We start from the raw sequence: 18,632 nt of genomic DNA on the forward strand, positions 1-18,632 counted from the left end.
GGGTCGCTGCCAAGACAAATTAGAGTGCCGAACATGGTCAACCCGATTTCGGGCACGGATGCGCGATCTCGGGTGGTGGCATGGGCGCTGTGGGACGCCGGTTCTACCGGTCTGAACGCCATCGTAACGACTTTCGTGTTCTCGGTGTACCTGACCAGCACGGTTGGGGAGGGCATGCCGGGCGGCACTTCCCCGGCGAGTTGGTTGGGTCGGGCCGGGGCCGCCGCGGGGTTGACTATCGCGCTGCTGGCTCCAGCGGTCGGAGTCTGGGTCGAATCCCCGCATCGCCGGCGGGTCACGCTGGGTGTGTTGACAAGTCTCGCGGTGGGGCTGACCTGTGCGATGTTCTTGATTCGCGACAGCCCCGGTTACCTTTGGGCCGGGTTGGCATTGCTGGCGACGACGGCGTCATGCAGTGACCTGGCTAGCGTTCCCTACAACGCAATGCTGCGCCAGCTCTCGACGCCGCGGACGGCAGGCCGAATTTCCGGATTCGGATGGGCAGCCGGCTACACCGGCAGCGTGCTGCTGCTGTTGCTGGTCTATCTGGGCTTTATGGCCGGTTCCGGTGCGGAGCGGGGGCTGCTGCGCTTGCCTGTCCATGACGGGCTCAACGTGCGGGCCGCGATGCTCTTGGCCGCGGCATGGCTGGCGATATTGGCCCTGCCGCTGATATTGGTTGCACACCGATTGCCCGACGCCGGCGCAGCGTCGAGCCCCACGACCAGCATGCTGGGCGGCTACCGAAAGCTGTGGGCGGACCTTAAGGCCGAATGGCGCCGCGACCATAACCTGGTCTACTTCCTGGTGGCCAGCGCGATTTTCCGGGACGGGTTGGCGACGATATTTGCTTTCGGAGCGGTGTTGGGCGTCCATGTGTACGGTCTCGCGCAGGCCGACGTCCTCGTGTTCGGTGTGGCCGGCAGCGTGGTGGCCGCGGTGGGCGCAGTGCTCGGCGGGTTCATTGACCACCGGGTTGGGTCCAAGCCGGTCATCGTCGCGTCATTAGCCGCGATCCTGTGCGCAGCGCTGATCTTGATGGCGCTGTCGGGTGCGCTGGCCTTCTGGCTATTGGGGCTGGTGCTAACACTTTTCATCGGGCCGGCGCAGTCGTCGGCGCGCGCCTTGTTGTTGCGGATGGCTCAGCATGGCAAGGAAGGGGTTGCCTTCGGGCTATACACGATGACGGGTCGGGCCGTGGCGTTCGTCGGGCCTTGGATGTTTTCCGTCTTCGTCGACGCGTTTCACGCAGTGCGCGCTGGGTTAGGCGGTATCTGTCTGGTGCTGTTGGCGGGGCTCCTGGCGATGCTGGTGGTGCATGTTCCGCGGTGTCCCGCCGTCCCAGTAACTCACGCTGTACCAGAATCGCCCTAGCCCGAGGCGTCGCAGATGGTCAAACCCACCCCGGTGCGCTGGCGCACCTGAACCCCGGCCACCGTCACCGAACAGGTCACGTTGTGGCCGATATTGATGATGGTGACGCTGGCCGGATGGACCGACGACCTCGACAGGCTCACCTCTTTGGTCCACGGCAGCGCCACGTTGAACTCGGTCTGTATGACATCGCCGGTATCCATGTAGGTCACGCTGATTGCGCGGCCTTCTCCGGTGACGTTGTACACAACGGTCTGCATCGCCCCTGGGATCGGCGTCTCGGTGGGCGCAGCCGAGCCGCGTGTCGTTGTGGGCGCGGGCAGGGTGCTGGGGGAGAGCGTTCGGGTCGTGGGCGCCTGATATGTCGAACTTGGGGTCGGCATCGGCGGTAGCGGCTCGACTGCCGTCTGGTTTTCGACCGACATATTCGCGATGACCAGGGCGATGACCAAACCGACGACTAATAGGACGGCCGTGCCGGCAGCGACCCACAGCCAGCGCGGCGTTCCCGGCTCGTTGGGCGGTTGTGGGCCGTCGGGAAGTGCCTCGCCGGATCGGGGCTCGGCTTGCTGCCAGTACTGCGGTGGCAACCGCTGAGTCTGGTTGGGTTCATAGGGGCCAGGCAGCCACTGCGGAACATGGCCGCCGTAGGTGGGCGCATAGGGGGCTTGGTCGGCGTAGGCCGGGTCGGCGGGGGGCGGGTTTACGGGACCCGACGGCCAGCTTGGTGATGGCTCCGGTTGAGGAGGACCATACTGCTGGGGTCGACGTGGATCGTTCATGTCCACCTCATAGTTTGAAGGGTACCTAAGAGTTGAGCGGCGGCGGTTTCGGACTGCGCTTGTACGAGATGACGCCGCATTAATCGGCGGCTGCTCCCTGCGTCCTGCTGGCGGAGTGGTAGACCTACTAAATCTTGGCGGTCAGCGCCGCAATTGTCATGGCGCGCATAACGGTGCGGGAACGAAGCGCGGGCGCCGATTTGGCGTCGGCCGATTTCATGCTGTGCGGCGTGGAGTTCAATAATCCGAAAGCGGCGTGCGCCATCAGCCGGGCGTCGGCTTCGGCCAGGTCGGGATTACGTTGGCGCAGGACGCCCACCCAGAGTTCCACGTATTGCCGCTGCGCCTTGCGCACCTGTCGGTGCGCGGCCGTGGGCAGGTGTCCAAGGTCGCGGTCCTGTATGCGGATGAGGTCCGATTCGCCCAAGGCAAAGTCGAGGTGAAAATCGATGAGCCCGTCCAGCGCGGCGATCGCGTCCGAGCTGCGGGTTGTCACATCGCGGGCGCCGGCGAGCAGTCGGGAGCTGATCCCGACCAGCAGCTCGACCAGCAGCGACTCCTTGTTGGGGAAGTGCCGATAAACTGCCGGTCCGCTGATGCCGGCCGCGGCGCCGATGTCCTCCAGTCGCACGGCGAGGAAGCCGCGTTCGGCGAATAGCCGTTCGGCGGCCGAGAGTAGCTGCAAACGCCGGTCGGACTTCAACTGGCTGCGACGATTTGGGGCATCAGATTGACCAGAAGGACCATCCGGGGCGGAAGCTGTCATGACGGCCTCCGCACTCGTCCTGGACACTTCGGTTAATCGTCACTAACGTAGCACGAGTTATCCCTTACTAACTGTCAGGTCGCGCGGTCAGCAGCAGCTGGAGGAACCGTGGTAGCCAGCGGGCCCGCAGAACGCAGTCCGATGCTGTCCTATGACCAGGGTCCCTGCGTACCCGCGCTGCTGGAGACCACCATCGGCGCCAATCTTGCCGTGACCGCCTCGCGATACGGGCATCACGACGCACTCGTGGACGTGTATGCGGGGCGACGCTGGACGTACAACGAATTCCTGACCGCCGTACGGCGACTGGCAACAGGATTGGTGCGTGCGGGTATCGGTGTGGGTGACCGGGTTGGCATTTGGGCGCCAAACCGTTGGGAGTGGGTGCTTGTTCAGTACGCGACCGCGGAGATCGGCGCGATCCTGGTGGCCTTCAATCCGGCCTACCGAGCTCGCGAATTGCAGTATGCGCTAAAGCATTCTGGCGTCGCGATGGTCATTGCCGCGCCGGGCTTCAAGGAAGTGCTTTACCCGGCGATACTGGCCGAGGTGGCGCCTGATTGCCCGGACCTGCGTGAAGCGGTGTTCATGGACAGCGAACGGTGGGACGAGCTGGCCGATACGCAGCTGGACTTGACCGTGCTGCAGCAGATCATGGCCACGCTGGCAGGTGGCGATCCGATCAACATCCAATACACTTCGGGCACAACGGGATACCCGAAGGGGGTCACGTTGACCCACCGCAACATTCTCAACAACGGCTACTTCGTAGGCGAGCTACTCACTTACACGGCACAAGACCGAATCTGTATCCCGGTGCCTTTCTACCACTGCTTTGGCATGGTGATGGGCAATCTGGCCGCCACTACGCACGGGGCCTGTATCGTCATCCCGGCGCCCGGCTTCGACCCTGCGGCCACCCTGCGGGCAGTGCAGGCGCAGCGCTGCACCAGCCTCTACGGGGTGCCGACCATGTTCATTGCTGAGCTCGGACTGCCGGACTTCGCCGATTACGACCTCACCAGCCTGCGCACCGGGATTATGGCCGGCTCGACCTGCCCGGTTGAGGTGCTGCGTAGGGTGATCGAACAGATGCATATGCGCGCGATCTCGATCTGCTACGGCATGACAGAAACCTCTCCGGTCTGCACCCAGACCCGTACCGATGATTCCCTAAAGCGGCGGGTCAGCACGGTCGGCCGGGTGGGTCCACAGCTGGAGATCAAGGTGGTGGACCCGTCCACAGGCGAGACCGTACCCCGCGGCGTCCCCGGTGAATTCTGCGCCAGGGGTTATTCGGTGATGGCTGGATACTGGAATGACCCGAATCAGACCGCAGAGGTGATCGACGCCGACGACTGGATGCATACCGGAGACCTGGCCGCCATGGACGAATGCGGGTACATCCAGATCACCGGTCGGATCAAGGACATCGTCATCCGCGGTGGAGAAAACATCTCGCCGCGCGAGATCGAGGACTTCCTGCACACGCATCCGAATATCGAGGATGCCTATGTCATCGGCGTGCCCGACGAGCGCTTCGGCGAGGAGATTATGGCGGTGGTCAAGCTAAGGTGCGGCGCGCCAAAGCTGACCATCGAGGGGCTGCGGGAGTTCTGTGTCGGCCAGATCGCCAAGTTCAAGATTCCGCGGTATCTGCAGGTCGTCGACGAGTTCCCCATGACCGTCACTGGAAAGGTCCGCAAAGTCGAAATGCGTCAACAGGCGCTCGACTATCTGCGGGCACAAGACTAAGTGTGGCTCCGGTCCCTTTACCGGCCGCTTAGGCAATGGTATTGTCAGACCTCAGTTAATACTGATTAACTGAAAATTTCAGCCGGCCAGACAGCAAGGAGACTCTGCGGCAATGGACAAGGTGGTTGCTACCGCCGCCGAAGCGGTAGCTGACATAACCGACGGGTCATCCCTTGCCGTGGGAGGATTCGGGCTATGTGGTATCCCGGAAGCGCTGATTTCGGCGCTGGCAAAACACGGCGTCGCTGATCTGGAAACGGTGTCGAACAACTGTGGAGTCGACGGCGTCGGACTAGGGATACTGTTAGAGAACAAGAGGATCCGCCGCACTATCTCCTCTTATGTGGGGGAGAACAAGGAATTCGCGCGTCAGTTCTTGTCCGGTGAACTCGAGGTAGAGCTAACCCCGCAGGGCACGTTGGCCGAGCGGTTGCGCGCCGGCGGAATGGGCATACCAGCTTTCTACACTCCGGCCGGAGTCGGCACCCAGATCGCCGACGGCGGACTGCCGTGGCGCTACGATGCCTCGGGTGGGGTGGCGGTGATGTCGCCACCAAAGGAAACTCGCGAGTTCGACGGTGTCACCTACGTTCTCGAACGGGGAATCCGCACCGACTTCGCGCTGGTGCACGCTTGGAAGGGTGACCGGCACGGCAACCTGGTCTACCGTCATGCCGCGGCCAACTTCAACCCCGAGTGCGCTCCGGCCGGACGAATCACGATCGCCGAGGTCGAGCACCTTGTCGATCCCGGTGAGATCGACCCCGCCGAAGTGCACACGCCGGGTGTCTTCGTGCAGCGGGTGGTGCATGTGCCCAACCCCGTCAAGCGAATTGAGAGAGAGACGGTGCGCTCATGACTGCGGTGACGACGATACAGTGGGGGCGCCGCAGGCTTGCGGGGCAGAGCGGTGCCAAATGACCGCGCCGCTGACGATGCGATGGGGGCACTTCCCGCTTGCGGGGGAGAATGGCGCCAAATGACTTGGAGCAGAGACGGTATGGCTGCGCGGGTAGCCGCCGAATTCAAGGACGGCCAGTACGTCAACCTCGGGATCGGGATGCCCACCTTGATTCCCAACCACATTCCCGAGGGCGTGACCGTTGTCTTGCACTCGGAAAACGGGATCCTGGGTGTCGGGCCATATCCCGGGCCTGAGGACATCGACGCGGATCTGATCAACGCCGGCAAGGAGACGGTGACCACGCTGCCGGGCGCGGCATACTTTGCCTCGTCGACCTCTTTCGGCATCATCCGCGGCGGCCATCTCGACGTCGCAGTGCTTGGCGCCATGCAGGTTTCGGTCACCGGCGACCTCGCCAACTGGATGATCCCGGGCAAGATGGTCAAGGGCATGGGTGGTGCGATGGACCTCGTGCACGGCGCCCGCAAGGTGATCGTGATGATGGAGCATGCGGCCAAAGACGGCAGCTCCAAGATCGTCGAGCACTGCTCCTTGCCGTTGACCGGAGTGGGTTGTGTGGACCGCATCGTCACCGAGTTGGCGGTTATCGATGTCTGCGACAACGGCTTGCACCTGATCGAAACCGCACCCGGAGTGACGGTCGAGGAGGTTGTCGCCAGAACCGAACCACGGCTCATATTGCGGGATTTGGTCACGCCATGACAACAGTCGCCGCACCATCCTTCGCCGACGAGCACCGTCGGTTGGTAGCCGAGTTGAACGCCAAGCTGGCCGCCGCTGCGCTGGGGGGCAGCGAACGCGCCCGGGAGCGTCACGTCAGCCGCGGCAAGCTGCTGCCCCGCGAACGGGTGGATCGGCTGCTCGATCCGGGCAGCCCGTTCCTGGAGTTGGCGCCGTTGGCCGCCCACGGTATGTACGGTGACGAGTCCCCAGGTGCAGGCATTATTACCGGAATCGGCCGGGTATCCGGGCGCGAGTGCGCGATCGTCGCTAACGATGCGACGGTCAAAGGCGGCACCTACTACCCGATCACAGTGAAGAAACATCTACGGGCTCAAGAGGTCGCGCTGCAGAACCGGTTGCCGTGCATTTACTTGGTCGACTCTGGCGGCGCCTTCTTGCCGCGCCAGGACGAGGTGTTTCCCGACCGCGAGCACTTCGGCCGGATTTTCTACAACCAGGCCACTATGAGCGCCAAGGGCATTCCGCAAGTAGCGGCGGTCCTCGGTTCGTGCACGGCGGGTGGTGCCTACGTGCCGGCGATGAGCGACGAGGCCGTCATTGTCCGCGAGCAGGGCACCATCTTCCTGGGCGGTCCGCCACTGGTCAAAGCTGCCACCGGCGAGATCGTCACGGCCGAGGAGCTCGGCGGCGGCGATTTGCACTCCCGGATATCGGGTGTCACTGACCATCTCGCCGACGACGACGAACACGCGCTGCGGATCGTGCGTTCCATCGCGGCCACCTTCGCACCCCGTGACCCGGCTCAGTGGGACGTGGCTCGCGCGGTGGACCCCAAATACCCGCCGACCGAGCTTTACGACGTCGTGCCCCCCGACCCGCGGGTGCCCTACGACGTGCACGAGGTCATCTTGCGCCTGGTCGACGGCAGCGAATTCACGGAATTCAAAGCGAAATACGGCAAGACCCTGCTGACTGCCTTCGCGCGCATCCACGGGCACCCGGTCGGCATCATCGCCAACAACGGCGTATTGTTCAGCGAATCCGCGCTCAAGGGAGCGCATTTCATCGAACTGTGCGACAAGCGCAAGATCCCGCTGCTGTTCCTGCAGAACATCGCCGGGTTCATGGTCGGCCGGGACTACGAGGCCGGCGGTATCGCCAAGCACGGCGCTAAAATGGTCACCGCCGTGGCCTGCGCCCGGGTCCCCAAGCTGACCGTCGTGATCGGCGGATCCTATGGAGCAGGCAACTATTCGATGTGCGGACGGGCGTACTCGCCGCGCTTCCTATGGATGTGGCCGAATGCGCGGATCTCGGTGATGGGCGGTGAGCAGGCGGCATCGGTGCTGGCCACCGTGCGCGGCGAGCAGCTGTCCGCGGCGGGCACGCCCTGGTCTGCTGACGACGAAGAGGCGTTCAAGGCGCCGATTCGTGAGCAGTACGAGTACCAGGGCAATCCCTACTATTCGACCGCCCGCCTGTGGGACGATGGCATCATCGACCCGGCTGATACTAGAACAGTTGTCGGGCTTGCTCTTTCGGTGTGCTCTCGGGCACCGCTGGAGCCGGTATCCTACGGCGTCTTCCGGATGTGACGGGATGTTTGACACGGTACTGGTGGCCAACCGCGGCGAGATCGCGGTACGGGTGATCCGCACCCTGCGCCGGCTGGGTATCCGCTCGGTGGCCGTCTACAGCGACCCCGACGCCGAAGCGCGGCATGTGCTGGAAGCCGACCAGGCGGTACGGCTGGGGCCGGCCCCGGCGCGTGAGAGTTACCTGGACATCGACAAGGTGCTCGACGCTGCCGCGCGCACCGGATCGCAGGCGATCCACCCCGGTTACGGGTTCCTTTCCGAGAAAGCTGATTTCGCGGCGGCCTGTGAGCGTGCCGGGGTGGTTTTCCTCGGGCCGCCGACGCGGGCGATCGAGGTGATGGGGGACAAGATCACCGCCAAGAACGCGGTCGCCGCCTTCGACGTGCCCGTGGTACCCGGTGTTGCGAAGCCGGGGCTCAGCGACGACGACCTGGTTGCGGCGGCCGACGAGGTCGGCTATCCGGTGCTGATCAAGCCGTCCGCGGGCGGTGGCGGCAAGGGTATGCGGTTGGTCGAGGACCCCGCGCGGCTGCGTGACGCGTTGGTGAGTGCACGTCGTGAAGCCGGCTCCTCCTTCGGAGACGACACGCTGTTCCTGGAGCGATTCGTGTTGCGGCCCAGACATATCGAGGTGCAGGTGCTCGCCGACACCCACGGCAATGTGGTGCATCTGGGCGAGCGGGAATGCAGCTTGCAGCGTCGCCACCAAAAGGTCATCGAGGAGGCTCCGTCGGCCCTGCTCGACGCTCAGACGCGGGCGCGAACCGGCACCGCCGCCTGCAACACCGCCCGCAGTGTCGACTACGTCGGGGCCGGAACGGTGGAATTCATCGTCTCCGCGGACCGCCCGGACGAGTTCTTCTTCATGGAGATGAACACCCGCCTGCAGGTGGAGCACCCGGTCACCGAGGCGATTACCGGGCTGGACCTCGTCGAGTGGCAGCTGCGGGTGGCTGCCGGTGAGAAGTTGTCGTTTGCACAAGACGACATTGAGCTTTCCGGACATGCGATCGAGGCCCGGGTGTACGCCGAGGATCCCGCACGGGGATTTCTGCCCACCGGTGGCCGGGTGCTGCGGGCAATTGAGCCCTCCGGCGCCGGGGTGCGGGTGGATTCGTCGCTGCTGGCCGGCACGGTGGTGGGCAGTGATTACGACCCGATGCTGAGCAAGGTGATCGCCCACGGGGCCGATCGCGAGCAGGCGCTGGCGCGGCTGGACCAGGCGCTGGCGCAGACCGCGGTATTGGGCGTGCAGACTAATGTCGAATTCCTGCGCTTCCTGCTCGCCGACCAGCGGGTGCGGTCCGCAGACTTGGACACCGCCTTGCTGGACGAGCGGGTAGCCGACTTCGCGCCGCTGGCCGCGCCTGACGACGTATTCGCGGCGGCCGGGCTTTACGTGCAGTGGGTGCTGGCTCGTCGCGCTGCCGGCGAGCTGTGGGCCGCTCCGAGCGGATGGCGGGTGGGTGGCGGCGGCGCCCCGGTGCGGACTGCGATGCAGACGCCGATGCGTAGTGAAACGGTGTCGGTGTGGGGCTTACCGGAGGCGGCCCGGGTGCAAGTTGGCGACGGTGAAACCATGGACGCCCGTGTGCAACTGGAACGGGACCGGATGAGTGTGACGCTGAACGGGGTGCGCCGTGACTACCGTTGGGCTGAGGCGGACCGGCATCTGTGGATCGCCGACGAGCGCGGAACCTGGCATATTCGCGAGGCCGAAGAGCGCAAGATTCATCGCGCGGCCGGCGAGCGGCAGGCCGAGGTGGTCAGCCCCATGCCCGGCAACGTCATCGCAGTGCAGGCTATGTCGGGCACTGAGGTTGCCGAGGGCGACGTGGTACTGGTGGTCGAGGCGATGAAAATGGAACACTCGCTCTCCGCACCCGTTTCTGGACAGCTGCAGGTGTTGGTGTCCGTCGGGGAGCAGGTGAAAGTCGACCAGGTGTTGGCCCGGATCAAGGATCGAGAATCATGACGACAGCAATTACCGCAGGGACGTTGCCCAAGGAATACCAAGATCTCCGTGACACGGTGGCAGATTTCGCGCGTACCGTGGTGGCGCCGGTATCGGCCAAACACGATGAGGAACATAGCTTTCCGTACGAGGTCGTCGCAAAGATGGGCGAGATGGGGCTGTTCGGTCTACCGTTCCCAGAGGAGTACGGCGGCATGGGCGGCGACTACTTCGCGCTGGCGCTGGCGCTGGAAGAACTCGGCAAGGTCGACCAGTCGGTGGCCATCACCCTAGAGGCCGCGGTCGGCCTGGGCGCGATGCCGATCTACCGCTTCGGCACCGTGGAGCAGAAGCATGAATGGCTGCCGGACTTGACCGCCGGGCGCGCCCTGGCCGGATTCGGGCTCACCGAGCCCGGAGCCGGCTCGGACGCCGGTAGTACCCGTACCACGGCTCGCCTCGAGGGTGATGAGTGGATCGTCAACGGCAGCAAGCAGTTCATCACCAATTCCGGAACCGATATCACCTCACTGGTCACCGTCACCGCGGTCACCGGAACCCGCGCCGGCAGCAGCAAGGAAATATCGACGATCATCGTGCCCAGTGGCACAACAGGATTCATCGTAGAACCGGTCTACAACAAGGTCGGCTGGAATGCATCGGACACCCACCCGCTGACTTTCACCGATGCCCGCGTCCCGGCCGCAAACCTGCTGGGTGCTCGCGGGACTGGTTATGCGAACTTCCTGTCCATCCTGGACGAGGGCCGTATTGCGATCGCCGCGTTGGCGACCGGGGCGGCGCAAGGCTGCGTCGACGAGAGCGTCAAGTACGCCAAGGAACGGCAGTCGTTCGGCCAGCCGATCGGTTCCTATCAGGCGATCAGCTTCAAGATCGCCCGGATGGAAGCCCGGGCCCATGTCGCGCGCACCGCGTACTACGAGGCCGCGGCAAAGATGTTGGCCGGCAAGCCGTTCAAGAAAGAAGCGGCGATCGCCAAGATGGTTTCCTCGGAAGCGGCGATGGACAATGCCCGCGACGCCACCCAAATCCACGGCGGATACGGCTTCATGAACGAGTACCCGGTGGCACGTCACTACCGCGACAGCAAGGTCCTCGAGATCGGTGAGGGCACCACCGAGGTGCAGCTGATGCTCATCGCGCGCTCGCTGGGGCTCTCGTGAGCGGGCCGGTCGGCGAGAGTGAATCTGGCGACGCCGCATCGGCGAGTTGCGTCGCAGAATCCACAGTCACCCAGAGGATTGTTCAACGAGGCTTGTGGTTTGAAGAATTCGAGATCGGGACGACCTACCTGCACCGGCCCGGACGCACGGTCACTGAAGCCGACAACGTCGTGTTCACCACGCTGACGATGAACACCCAATCACTGCATCTGGACGCGGCTTGGGCGGCCCAGCAGCCGGGTTTTCGGGGCGAGCGGCTGGTCAACTCGATGTTCACCCTCTCAACGCTGGTCGGGCTGTCGGTGTCACAGCTGACGCTGGGCACCATCGTGGCCAACCTTGGTTTCGCGGAGGTGTCGTTTCCCAAGCCGGTCTTTCATGGCGACACCCTGTACGCAGAGACGGTGTGCACCGGCAAGCGGGAATCGAAAAGCCGTCCCCGCGAAGGCATCGTCATTTTGGAGCACACTGCCCGCAACCAGCACGGTGATGTCGTCGCGCGTGCCGTGCGTACCACGCTGGTGCAAAAGCGGCCGGTCGAGGATGCGCAATGAGCCTACGTGCTGCCGGCCCGGGGTGGCTATTTTGTCCGGCCGACCGCCCCGAGCGGTTCACTAAGGCCGCCGCTGCCGCCGATGTGGTCATCCTCGATCTCGAAGACGGTGTGGCCCAAGCGGAGAAGCCCGCTGCCCGGCAAGCGCTGCGCGATCACCCGTTGGACGCCGAGCGCACCGTGGTCCGCATCAACGCCGCCGGCACCGACGAGCAGGCCCGCGATCTGGAGGCCCTGGCCGGCACCGCATACACGACGGTGATGCTGCCCAAGACCGAATCAGGCGCGCAGGTGGCCGCGCTGCAGCCGCGGGACGTTATCGCGCTGGTTGAGACCGCCCGCGGTGCGTTGTTCGCCGCTGAAATTGCCGCTGCGGACGGCACTATCGGGATGATGTGGGGCGCCGAAGACCTGATCGCCACCCTGGGTGGCAGCTCCAGCCGGCGCCCAGACGGCCAGTACCGGGATGTGGCGCGGCACGTGCGCTCGACGGTCTTGCTGGCCGCGTCCGCCTTCGGGCGTCTGGCCCTCGACGCCGTGCATCTGGATATCCCCGATGTCGAAGGCTTGCTGGCCGAAGCCATCGACGCAGCGACAGTGGGCTTCGACGTCACCGTGTGCATCCACCCCAGCCAGGTCCCGGTAGTGCGCAAGGCGTACCGGCCCGGCGACGAGAAGCTGGCGTGGGCGCGACGGGTGCTGGCCGTGTCCCGAGCCGAGCGTGGCGTGTTCGTGTTCGAGGGGCAGATGGTCGACTCTCCGGTGCTTCGGCACGCAGAGATGATGCTGCGCCGGGCGGGCGAATCTGCTCCGGGTTGACGCCTTCGCTGTCCGCAGGGCACCGGCTTGCCGCGTCGTCTGATCGGTTGCGCTGCGCCCGACACATCCGGACTTGGGCGCATAATGGGAGAAGCGCCAGTGGTGCGACGAGCGAAGGCTTTCGTGCAACGGGCAATTGTCTTCGACTCGCGCTGGTGTGACCGCGTGAGGTAGGGAGGCGGCATGGTTGGGGATTCTCATTCGCCCATGACGGTTGACCTGCAGCCGGTGCAACTCGTCGGCCCCGACGGTAAGCCGACGGCAGAAGACCGTTACAGCCGCGACCTTCCGGCCGAGACGCTGTGCTGGCTATACGAGATGATGGTGCTTACTCGTGAGCTGGACGCCGAGTTCGTCAATCTGCAGCGCCAAGGTGAGCTGGCGCTGTTCACGCCCTGCCGCGGTCAGGAGGCCGCGCAAGTTGGTGCGGCGGCATGCCTGCGCACGACGGACTGGTTGTTTCCCCAATACCGCGAGTTGGGTGTCTATCTGGTGCGCGCTATCCCGCCCGCACACGTGGGCGCCGCCTGGCGCGGCACCTGGCATGGCGGCCTGGAATTCACCACGAAGTGTTGCGCGCCGATGTCTGTGCCGGTCGGCACCCAGACGTTGCACGCCGTCGGCGCGGCGATGGCCGCACAACGCCTCGGCGAGGACTCGGTGACGGTGGCCTTCTGCGGCGACGGCGCCACCAGCGAGGGCGACGTGCACGAGGCGCTGAACTTCGCCGGGGTATTCGGGGTGCCGTGCGTGTTCTACGTCCAAAACAATCAGTGGGCGATCTCGACGCCGGTACAGAAACAGACTGCCGCTATTTCACTCGCGCACAGGGCCATTGGTTATGGCATGCCCGGTGTCCGGGTGGACGGCAACGACGTGTTGGCGTGCTACGCGGTGATGGCGGAGGCCGCCGCGCGGGCCCGAGCTGGCGGCGGGCCCACCCTGATCGAGGCGGTTACCTATCGCCAGGGCCCGCACACCACCGCCGACGATCCCACCCGCTATCGCAGCCAGCAGGAGCTGGATCACTGGCTAGCTCTGGATCCGATTCCGCGTTTTCAGCGGTATCTGCAGGGCCAGGGGCTGTGGTCGCAGGGCCTGCGGGAAGGGGTCGTCGACCGGTCAGCGCGGCAGCGGGCCGAACTGCGCGATGCCGTGGTGGGCATGCCCGACATGGATCTCGACGAACTGTTTACCGCGGTGTACGCCGATATCACGCCGGATTTGCAAGCGCAGCGCCGGCAGCTCCGCGCCGAACTGGCGCACACCGACTAGGGAGGCGTTCATGACTCAGATTGCCGATCGCCCGTCGGATCAGAAGCTGCCCTTGTCACGGTTGGTCGGCGATTCGCAGCCGATCACCATGGTCCAAGCGCTCAACCGCGCACTGCACGACGCGATGGCTGCTGACGAGCGGGTGTTGGTCTTCGGGGAAGACGTCGGGACCCAGGGTGGGGTGTTCCGGGTGACCGAAGGGCTAGCCGAAACATTTGGCGGAGAACGGTGTTTCGACACACCGTTGGCCGAGTCGGCGGTGATCGGCATCGCCGTGGGGCTGGCGCTACGCGGGTTTGTGCCGGTGCCAGAGATCCAATTCGACGGCTTCACCTACCCGGCGTTCGAGCAGGTGGTGAGCCACCTGGCGAAATACCACTTCCGGACGCGCGGTCAGGTGGACATGCCGGTCACGGTCAGGATTCCGTCCTTCGGTGGTATCGGTGCGGCCGAACACCATTCGGAATCCACGGAGACCTATTGGGCGCACACCGCGGGCCTGAAGGTGGTGGTCCCGTCGGGCCCGTCGGATGCGTATTGGTTGTTGCGACACGCCATTGCTTGCTCGGACCCGGTGATGTACTTGGAGCCAAAGCGCCGATATTGGGCGCGCGGGGTCGTCGATACCAGCCGGCCTGAAGCCCCGATCGGGCAGGCCGCGGTGCGGCGGGCCGGCGACGACGTCACTGTTTTGACCTACGGTGGCCTGGTTGGCACTGCGCTGGCTGCCGCGGATCTTGCTGACCAGCAATGGGGTTGGAACCTAGAGATTGTGGATCTGCGTTCGCTGGTGCCGTTGGACTTCGACACGATTGCCGCGTCGATCCGCCGCACCGGGCGGTGCGTGGTGCTGCACGAGGGCCCGCGAAGTGTGGGTTATGGCGCCGAGTTGGCGGCTCGCATTCAGGAAGAGTTGTTCTACGACCTGGAGGCGCCGGTGCTGCGCGCCTGCGGTTTTGACACCCCGTATCCACCGGCGCGGCTGGAAAAGGTGTGGCTGCCCGGCCCGGATCGGTTGCTGGACTGTGTGGAGCAGGTGCTGGGGCAGCCGTGACGTCCCAACCGCAGCGCATCAAGGACTTCCTGGTCCCCGACCTCGGGGAGGGGCTGGACGAGGTGACGCTGTCGTGCTGGAACGTCGCGGTCGGCGAGGACGTCGAGCTCAATCAAACGCTGTGTGCGGTCGAGACCGCCAAGGCGCAGGTCGAGATTCCCAGCCCGTATGCCGGGCGGATCGTCGAGCTCGGCGGGATCGAAGGCGATGTGCTCAAGGTGGGTGCAGTGCTGGTGCGAGTCGACACCGCACTGGCTGGGGCGGTCGCGACCGTGATGGTCGGCGATGGTGAGGCCGCTGCGCCGATGTTGGTGGGGTACGGGGCCGACGCGGATTTTGACACCAGCAAGCGAGGCTCGCGACCGTCTCGGCCGCGGGCGGTGCCGGCCGCGCGCAAGTTGGCCAAGGAGTTGGGAGTTGAGCTGGGCTCGCTGCAGCGCGAGTCGGATATTAGCGGGGTGATAACCCGCGCCGACGTCCAGGCTGCGGCGGCTGGACCCGGGCTTGCTGTGGATGTGCAGCCGGTGCGCGGTGTACAGGCTCGAATGGCAGAGCGAATGACTTTGTCTCACAGAGAAATACCGGCTGCGCAGGCCAGCGTGCAAGTTGATTGCAGCGGCCTGTTGGGGCTGTGTGATCTGCTCCGCGCCGGCCACGGTGTCGACATCACGCCATTCACGCTGACGTTGCGGCTCGTTGTAATCGCGTTGAGGCGGCACATGATTCTCAATTCGAGCTGGGTTGTTTCGGCCGCGGGCCCGCAGGTGCATCTTCATCGCCGGGTGCATTTGGGATTTGGCGTGGCCACTGAGCGCGGGCTGCTGGTCCCGGTGATCACCGACGCCCAGAATCTGACCACCCGCGAACTTGCCTGCCGCGCAGCCGAATTGATCAACGGGGCGCGCGTAGGCGCGTTGTCGCCGGCCGAGTTGCGCGGTTCAACCTTTACCGTGTCGAATTTCGGTGCTTTGGGTGTCGACGACGGCGTGCCGGTGATCAATTATCCCGAAGCGGCGATCCTGGGGATGGGGGCGATCAAGCGGCGACCGGTGGCCGTCGGCGACGATATTGTGGCCCGGCCGACGATGACGCTGACCTGTGTGTTCGATCATCGAATCGCCGACGGTGCCCAGGTAGCCTGCTTCTTGTCCGAGCTGCGCGATCTCATCGAGTCACCGCAGCTGGCGCTGGTGGACTTGTAGGCGCGGGTGCTCGGCGGTATCAGGGGGATACGCCGGTGCTGGATCATGCTTTCTGGTGGCGCCCAGCACCATCGCCGATCAGGTGCGTCCACTGGCAGCCCTCGCTGCCCAGCCCTATACCCCTGTCCGCCAGGCTCCAGCCACCTTGCCGCGGCACAGTCTGTAGCCCGCCCGCGACCACCACTCCTCAGCACGCCCACCGCCCGCTAGCGACAGCCCCGTTGCGAACCCGCAACCCGCCAACACCTCGCCACGCGGCGTGACTAATCGCCGTTGACATATCGAGCAGCTGATTGGATTGTCTTTATCGCAATTGCGGTTCGACAGCGCCTCCCGACTCGGCCGGTGTGGATGACCGAAGGTCACCTGCCATGTCGACCCGTCGGAAGCTGCAGTCGGGGCGAGAATCATCCCACGGGTGCGGAGGAGGCGGGTCAGGGTGGTTGCCAGCGGTATCGCCATCAACCAGATTCCAGGCGTTTCTGTCCAGCGTATGGCCGAACTGGCCCAGGAGGCGGAGCGCCTCGGGTTTAACCGATGCTGGGTGTGCGACCAGGGTCTGGACTGCCACGATATCTTCGTCACCTTGACGGCAGCGGCGCTTCAGACCGGATCGATCAGACTGGGGACCGGGATCACCCACCCCTATGCCCGCCACCCGGCGGTGACTGCGGCCGGCATCGCCAGCTTGGACGAGCTTTCGGGTGGCCGAGCGTTTCTGGGTCTGGGGGCTGGAGGGATCGACACGCTGTCGCCGATGGGTCTCAAGCGCCAGAAGCCGCTGGCCGCGGTTCGGGAAACCATTCAGATCGTGCGGGCACTGGGCGGTGGCTCGCCGGTGGATTTCGACGGTGAAGTGTTCCGCCTGCACGGCGCATATCTGGATTACGCGCGGTGTGACATGGAGATCTGGGTGGCCGGGCGTGGGCCGAGAATGCGGGCTCTCGGTGGCGGGCTGGCAGACGGCGTGGTTTTCGAATTCGTGCACAAAGACATGCTGGCCGGCGACATCGCACGGGTACGGCAAGCAGCTGCGCAGCAGGGCAACCGGCCGCGGATCTGTTACGCGACCATGGTCGTCGTAGACGACCGGACGTTGGATAAAGTTCGACCTGCGCTGTTCTGGCGGCTGGCCGACGCGCCACCGGAGCTGCGAGCGCAGTTGGGTGTCTCCGACACGGACGTCACGGCCATGCGGCAGGCGATGGCGTCCGGCGGCTTTCCCGCGGTTGCTCGGTTGATCAAAGACGACTGGGTACGACCGTTTGTCATCATGGGTTCAGTCGAGGAGTGCGCGGCCGAGCTGCACCGGCTCATAACCGATTTGGCGATCGACGAGTTCCAATTACCGATTCTGGACATGGAGTCGGCACCCGCTCTGATGGCAACGGTGGCGCGAATGGTGGCCGTTGCCTAACGGCCGGAGCAGTGTGGCCGCGGGGCGTTTGGCGTTCTAGACAGCCTGGTGCTTGACGAAATCATCAAGTACCTGACGTGACAGCTTGGAAATGCTCATCTTGCGGGCCTTAACGATCGTCGCCAGCCGATCCCGCGTTGCCTCTGATACCCGGACCTGAACGACCGGCGAATGCTTATGGCCGCCGGATAGCGACTTGCCGCCAGGGATAAGGCCCGCAGCTCGTCCGGCTTGTCGTTCGGCAGCCTCATAGGCATCGGCCTCGCGTGCGGCAATCTCGCCCAGCTCGGCGGCACGCGCCTCGGTCAGCTTCCCTCCCCGGTAGGTGATGTCCAGCTCGTCAAGATTTACGTCCGCGATTGTGTCGTCATTGCCGATGAGGTAAGCGGCAGGGTTCTTGCTCATCGGTCCCACTCCAATGGTGGTGCGTGAATGATCACCAGCGTGTCGGGGTCCTCGGCCGCCTCAATGACACCGACACGGGTCAGCGGGCCTTGGGCGTCACGACCGCTGTACATCATGACGCCATTGGCCTGGCCCGACCGGGATGCCGGAGTTCCGCATTGCGGCGATAGCGTTGCGTATGCTGACGCGGTGTTTGCGCCGGATGCCTTGCGGGAAGGACAACTCGCTTCGGCATACCTACGAGTATATGAGACATGTCCGTCAAGATTCACGGCTAAAGTTACGACTCACCGCGCGGCATCCGTCACGCCAGCACTATTATCCCGGCCGCGCGCTATGCTCACCAAAACCAAGGCGCCGGCGCCGGGCCCGTTTCTCGCCACGTGCGCTCCGGAATAGCGGCTTTGATCCTCGATCGACCAGGCCAGATCGGTGACGCCGGCATCGGTTAAATCCGGCACTACTGCAGTGTCCCCTGTATTTGGCACGAAACAGCTTCGTCCGGGTGCGCATCGTCCGCACCCATACGCGAAGCCCTGTGCGTCATAGGCCCTTCGCTGTACCGGTTGGTGTTCGTGCGTGGGATGCAACGTTGGGTGTAGCTGTTGCGGCACAGGGTTCTGACCAGTGCCCCCGGCACGACTCGAACGTGCGACCTAGGGATTAGAAGGCCCTTGCTCTATCCACCTGAGCTACGGAGGCAATGCGCAGGTCAGTCTATCGAAACGCAATTCAAGATCAGTTTCGGCGACACAACACGCGTGAAAGGTCTTCCCCTGCGCTAAAAATCGGTTATGGTGTGAGCCTCGACACACGTACAACACCGGCCGGCAATCGGCTGTTAACCGCAACGATGCGTGTGCCTGACGTCGAGGGGTGGGCTTT

Annotated in this window: 16 protein-coding genes and 1 tRNA gene; 13 read left to right on the forward strand and 4 right to left on the reverse strand. The window is 64.6% G+C overall.

The features are described 5' to 3' along the window. The first annotated feature begins 33 nt into the window (after nucleotides 1–33). Nucleotides 34–1,374 carry an MFS transporter gene (locus tag F0Q45_RS06525; RefSeq protein WP_149653172.1) on the forward strand — a complete coding sequence of 447 codons (1,341 nt, stop codon included), beginning with the start codon at nucleotides 34–36 and terminating at the stop codon, nucleotides 1,372–1,374. Here F0Q45_RS06525 and F0Q45_RS06530 read toward each other — a convergent pair. Together F0Q45_RS06530 and F0Q45_RS06535 are read right to left on the reverse strand one after the other, a co-directional pair. After that, nucleotides 1,371–2,156 carry an MmpS family transport accessory protein gene (locus tag F0Q45_RS06530; RefSeq protein ID WP_149653173.1) on the reverse strand — a complete coding sequence of 262 codons (786 nt, stop codon included), beginning with the start codon at nucleotides 2,154–2,156 and terminating at the stop codon, nucleotides 1,371–1,373. The two genes, F0Q45_RS06525 and F0Q45_RS06530, sit on opposite strands and share 4 nt — an antisense overlap. 127 nt (nucleotides 2,157–2,283) lie before the next feature. Then, a complete protein-coding gene (locus tag F0Q45_RS06535; RefSeq protein ID WP_149653174.1) occupies nucleotides 2,284–2,922 on the reverse strand; it encodes an SACE_7040 family transcriptional regulator in 639 nt (212 codons plus the stop codon). 141 nt (nucleotides 2,923–3,063) lie between these two features. Between F0Q45_RS06535 and F0Q45_RS06540 the strand changes: the two genes are divergently transcribed. The 12 genes from F0Q45_RS06540 to F0Q45_RS06595 all read left to right on the forward strand — a co-directional run bounded on the left by F0Q45_RS06540 (nucleotide 3,064) and on the right by F0Q45_RS06595 (nucleotide 17,342). Beyond that, entirely contained in the window at nucleotides 3,064–4,677 is a 1,614-nt protein-coding gene (locus tag F0Q45_RS06540) for an AMP-binding protein (RefSeq protein ID WP_149653200.1), read from the forward strand. A 112-nt stretch (nucleotides 4,678–4,789) separates the two neighbouring features. Next, entirely contained in the window at nucleotides 4,790–5,536 is a 747-nt protein-coding gene (locus F0Q45_RS06545) for a CoA transferase subunit A (protein ID WP_149653175.1), read from the forward strand. A 120-nt stretch (nucleotides 5,537–5,656) separates the two neighbouring features. Beyond that, entirely contained in the window at nucleotides 5,657–6,304 is a 648-nt protein-coding gene (locus tag F0Q45_RS06550; protein WP_149653176.1) for a CoA transferase subunit B, read from the forward strand. Continuing rightward, entirely contained in the window at nucleotides 6,301–7,881 is a 1,581-nt protein-coding gene (locus F0Q45_RS06555) for a carboxyl transferase domain-containing protein (protein ID WP_149653177.1), read from the forward strand. Before F0Q45_RS06550 ends, F0Q45_RS06555 begins: the two co-directional genes overlap by 4 nt. 4 nt (nucleotides 7,882–7,885) lie before the next feature. After that, the gene (locus F0Q45_RS06560) at nucleotides 7,886–9,859 is read left to right on the forward strand and encodes an acetyl-CoA carboxylase biotin carboxylase subunit (protein WP_149653178.1); all 1,974 of its coding nucleotides are present in this window, start codon (nucleotides 7,886–7,888) and stop codon (nucleotides 9,857–9,859) included. Continuing rightward, the gene (locus F0Q45_RS06565; protein ID WP_149653179.1) at nucleotides 9,856–11,022 is read left to right on the forward strand and encodes an acyl-CoA dehydrogenase family protein; all 1,167 of its coding nucleotides are present in this window, start codon (nucleotides 9,856–9,858) and stop codon (nucleotides 11,020–11,022) included. The genes F0Q45_RS06560 and F0Q45_RS06565 overlap by 4 nt, the downstream gene beginning before the upstream one ends. Further along, nucleotides 11,019–11,576, forward strand: a complete 558-nt coding sequence (locus F0Q45_RS06570; protein ID WP_149653180.1) for a MaoC family dehydratase — start codon at nucleotides 11,019–11,021, stop codon at nucleotides 11,574–11,576. The genes F0Q45_RS06565 and F0Q45_RS06570 overlap by 4 nt, the downstream gene beginning before the upstream one ends. Further along, on the forward strand, nucleotides 11,573–12,394 hold the full coding sequence (locus F0Q45_RS06575; protein ID WP_149653181.1) for an HpcH/HpaI aldolase/citrate lyase family protein: 822 nt from the start codon (nucleotides 11,573–11,575) through the stop codon (nucleotides 12,392–12,394). Before F0Q45_RS06570 ends, F0Q45_RS06575 begins: the two co-directional genes overlap by 4 nt. A 183-nt stretch (nucleotides 12,395–12,577) precedes the next feature. Then, nucleotides 12,578–13,669: a pyruvate dehydrogenase (acetyl-transferring) E1 component subunit alpha gene (gene pdhA / locus F0Q45_RS06580; protein ID WP_188112817.1), complete on the forward strand. Its 1,092-nt coding sequence runs from the start codon at nucleotides 12,578–12,580 to the stop codon at nucleotides 13,667–13,669. A 10-nt stretch (nucleotides 13,670–13,679) separates the two neighbouring features. After that, nucleotides 13,680–14,723 (forward strand): 3-methyl-2-oxobutanoate dehydrogenase subunit beta, encoded by a 1,044-nt coding sequence (bkdB, locus tag F0Q45_RS06585; RefSeq protein ID WP_149653183.1) that lies wholly within the window; start codon nucleotides 13,680–13,682, stop codon nucleotides 14,721–14,723. Beyond that, complete coding sequence (locus tag F0Q45_RS06590) at nucleotides 14,720–15,925, forward strand: dihydrolipoamide acetyltransferase family protein (protein WP_149653184.1); 1,206 nt, start codon at nucleotides 14,720–14,722, stop codon at nucleotides 15,923–15,925. Before bkdB ends, F0Q45_RS06590 begins: the two co-directional genes overlap by 4 nt. 439 nt (nucleotides 15,926–16,364) lie before the next feature. Further along, nucleotides 16,365–17,342, forward strand: a complete 978-nt coding sequence (locus F0Q45_RS06595) for an LLM class flavin-dependent oxidoreductase (protein ID WP_149653185.1) — start codon at nucleotides 16,365–16,367, stop codon at nucleotides 17,340–17,342. Nucleotides 17,343–17,378: 36 nt separating this feature from the next. Here the strand turns inward: F0Q45_RS06595 and F0Q45_RS06600 are convergent, their stop codons facing one another. Both F0Q45_RS06600 and F0Q45_RS06610 read right to left on the reverse strand, forming a co-directional pair. Then, on the reverse strand, nucleotides 17,379–17,747 hold the full coding sequence (locus F0Q45_RS06600) for a DNA-binding protein (RefSeq protein WP_149653186.1): 369 nt from the start codon (nucleotides 17,745–17,747) through the stop codon (nucleotides 17,379–17,381). A 628-nt stretch (nucleotides 17,748–18,375) separates the two neighbouring features. Beyond that, nucleotides 18,376–18,449: transfer RNA gene (locus tag F0Q45_RS06610), tRNA-Arg, on the reverse strand. Between the last annotated feature and the right edge of the window lie 183 nt (nucleotides 18,450–18,632).

Source organism: Mycobacterium simiae (genome assembly GCF_008370645.1).
Lineage (GTDB): Bacteria > Actinomycetota > Actinomycetes > Mycobacteriales > Mycobacteriaceae > Mycobacterium > Mycobacterium simiae_A.

Coding starts and splice junctions, on each gene's coding strand:
- F0Q45_RS06555 (WP_149653177.1), top strand. CDS start 6,301: ATGACAACAGTCGCCGCACCATCCTTCGCCGACGAGCACCGTCGGTTG.
- F0Q45_RS06560 (WP_149653178.1), top strand. CDS start 7,886: ATGTTTGACACGGTACTGGTGGCCAACCGCGGCGAGATCGCGGTACGG.
- pdhA (WP_188112817.1), top strand. CDS start 12,578: ATGGTTGGGGATTCTCATTCGCCCATGACGGTTGACCTGCAGCCGGTG.
- F0Q45_RS06540 (WP_149653200.1), top strand. CDS start 3,064: ATGCTGTCCTATGACCAGGGTCCCTGCGTACCCGCGCTGCTGGAGACC.
- F0Q45_RS06535 (WP_149653174.1), bottom strand. CDS start 2,922: ATGACAGCTTCCGCCCCGGATGGTCCTTCTGGTCAATCTGATGCCCCA.
- F0Q45_RS06545 (WP_149653175.1), top strand. CDS start 4,790: ATGGACAAGGTGGTTGCTACCGCCGCCGAAGCGGTAGCTGACATAACC.
- bkdB (WP_149653183.1), top strand. CDS start 13,680: ATGACTCAGATTGCCGATCGCCCGTCGGATCAGAAGCTGCCCTTGTCA.
- F0Q45_RS06530 (WP_149653173.1), bottom strand. CDS start 2,156: ATGAACGATCCACGTCGACCCCAGCAGTATGGTCCTCCTCAACCGGAG.
- F0Q45_RS06525 (WP_149653172.1), top strand. CDS start 34: ATGGTCAACCCGATTTCGGGCACGGATGCGCGATCTCGGGTGGTGGCA.
- F0Q45_RS06600 (WP_149653186.1), bottom strand. CDS start 17,747: ATGAGCAAGAACCCTGCCGCTTACCTCATCGGCAATGACGACACAATC.
- F0Q45_RS06565 (WP_149653179.1), top strand. CDS start 9,856: ATGACGACAGCAATTACCGCAGGGACGTTGCCCAAGGAATACCAAGAT.
- F0Q45_RS06575 (WP_149653181.1), top strand. CDS start 11,573: ATGAGCCTACGTGCTGCCGGCCCGGGGTGGCTATTTTGTCCGGCCGAC.
- F0Q45_RS06550 (WP_149653176.1), top strand. CDS start 5,657: ATGACTTGGAGCAGAGACGGTATGGCTGCGCGGGTAGCCGCCGAATTC.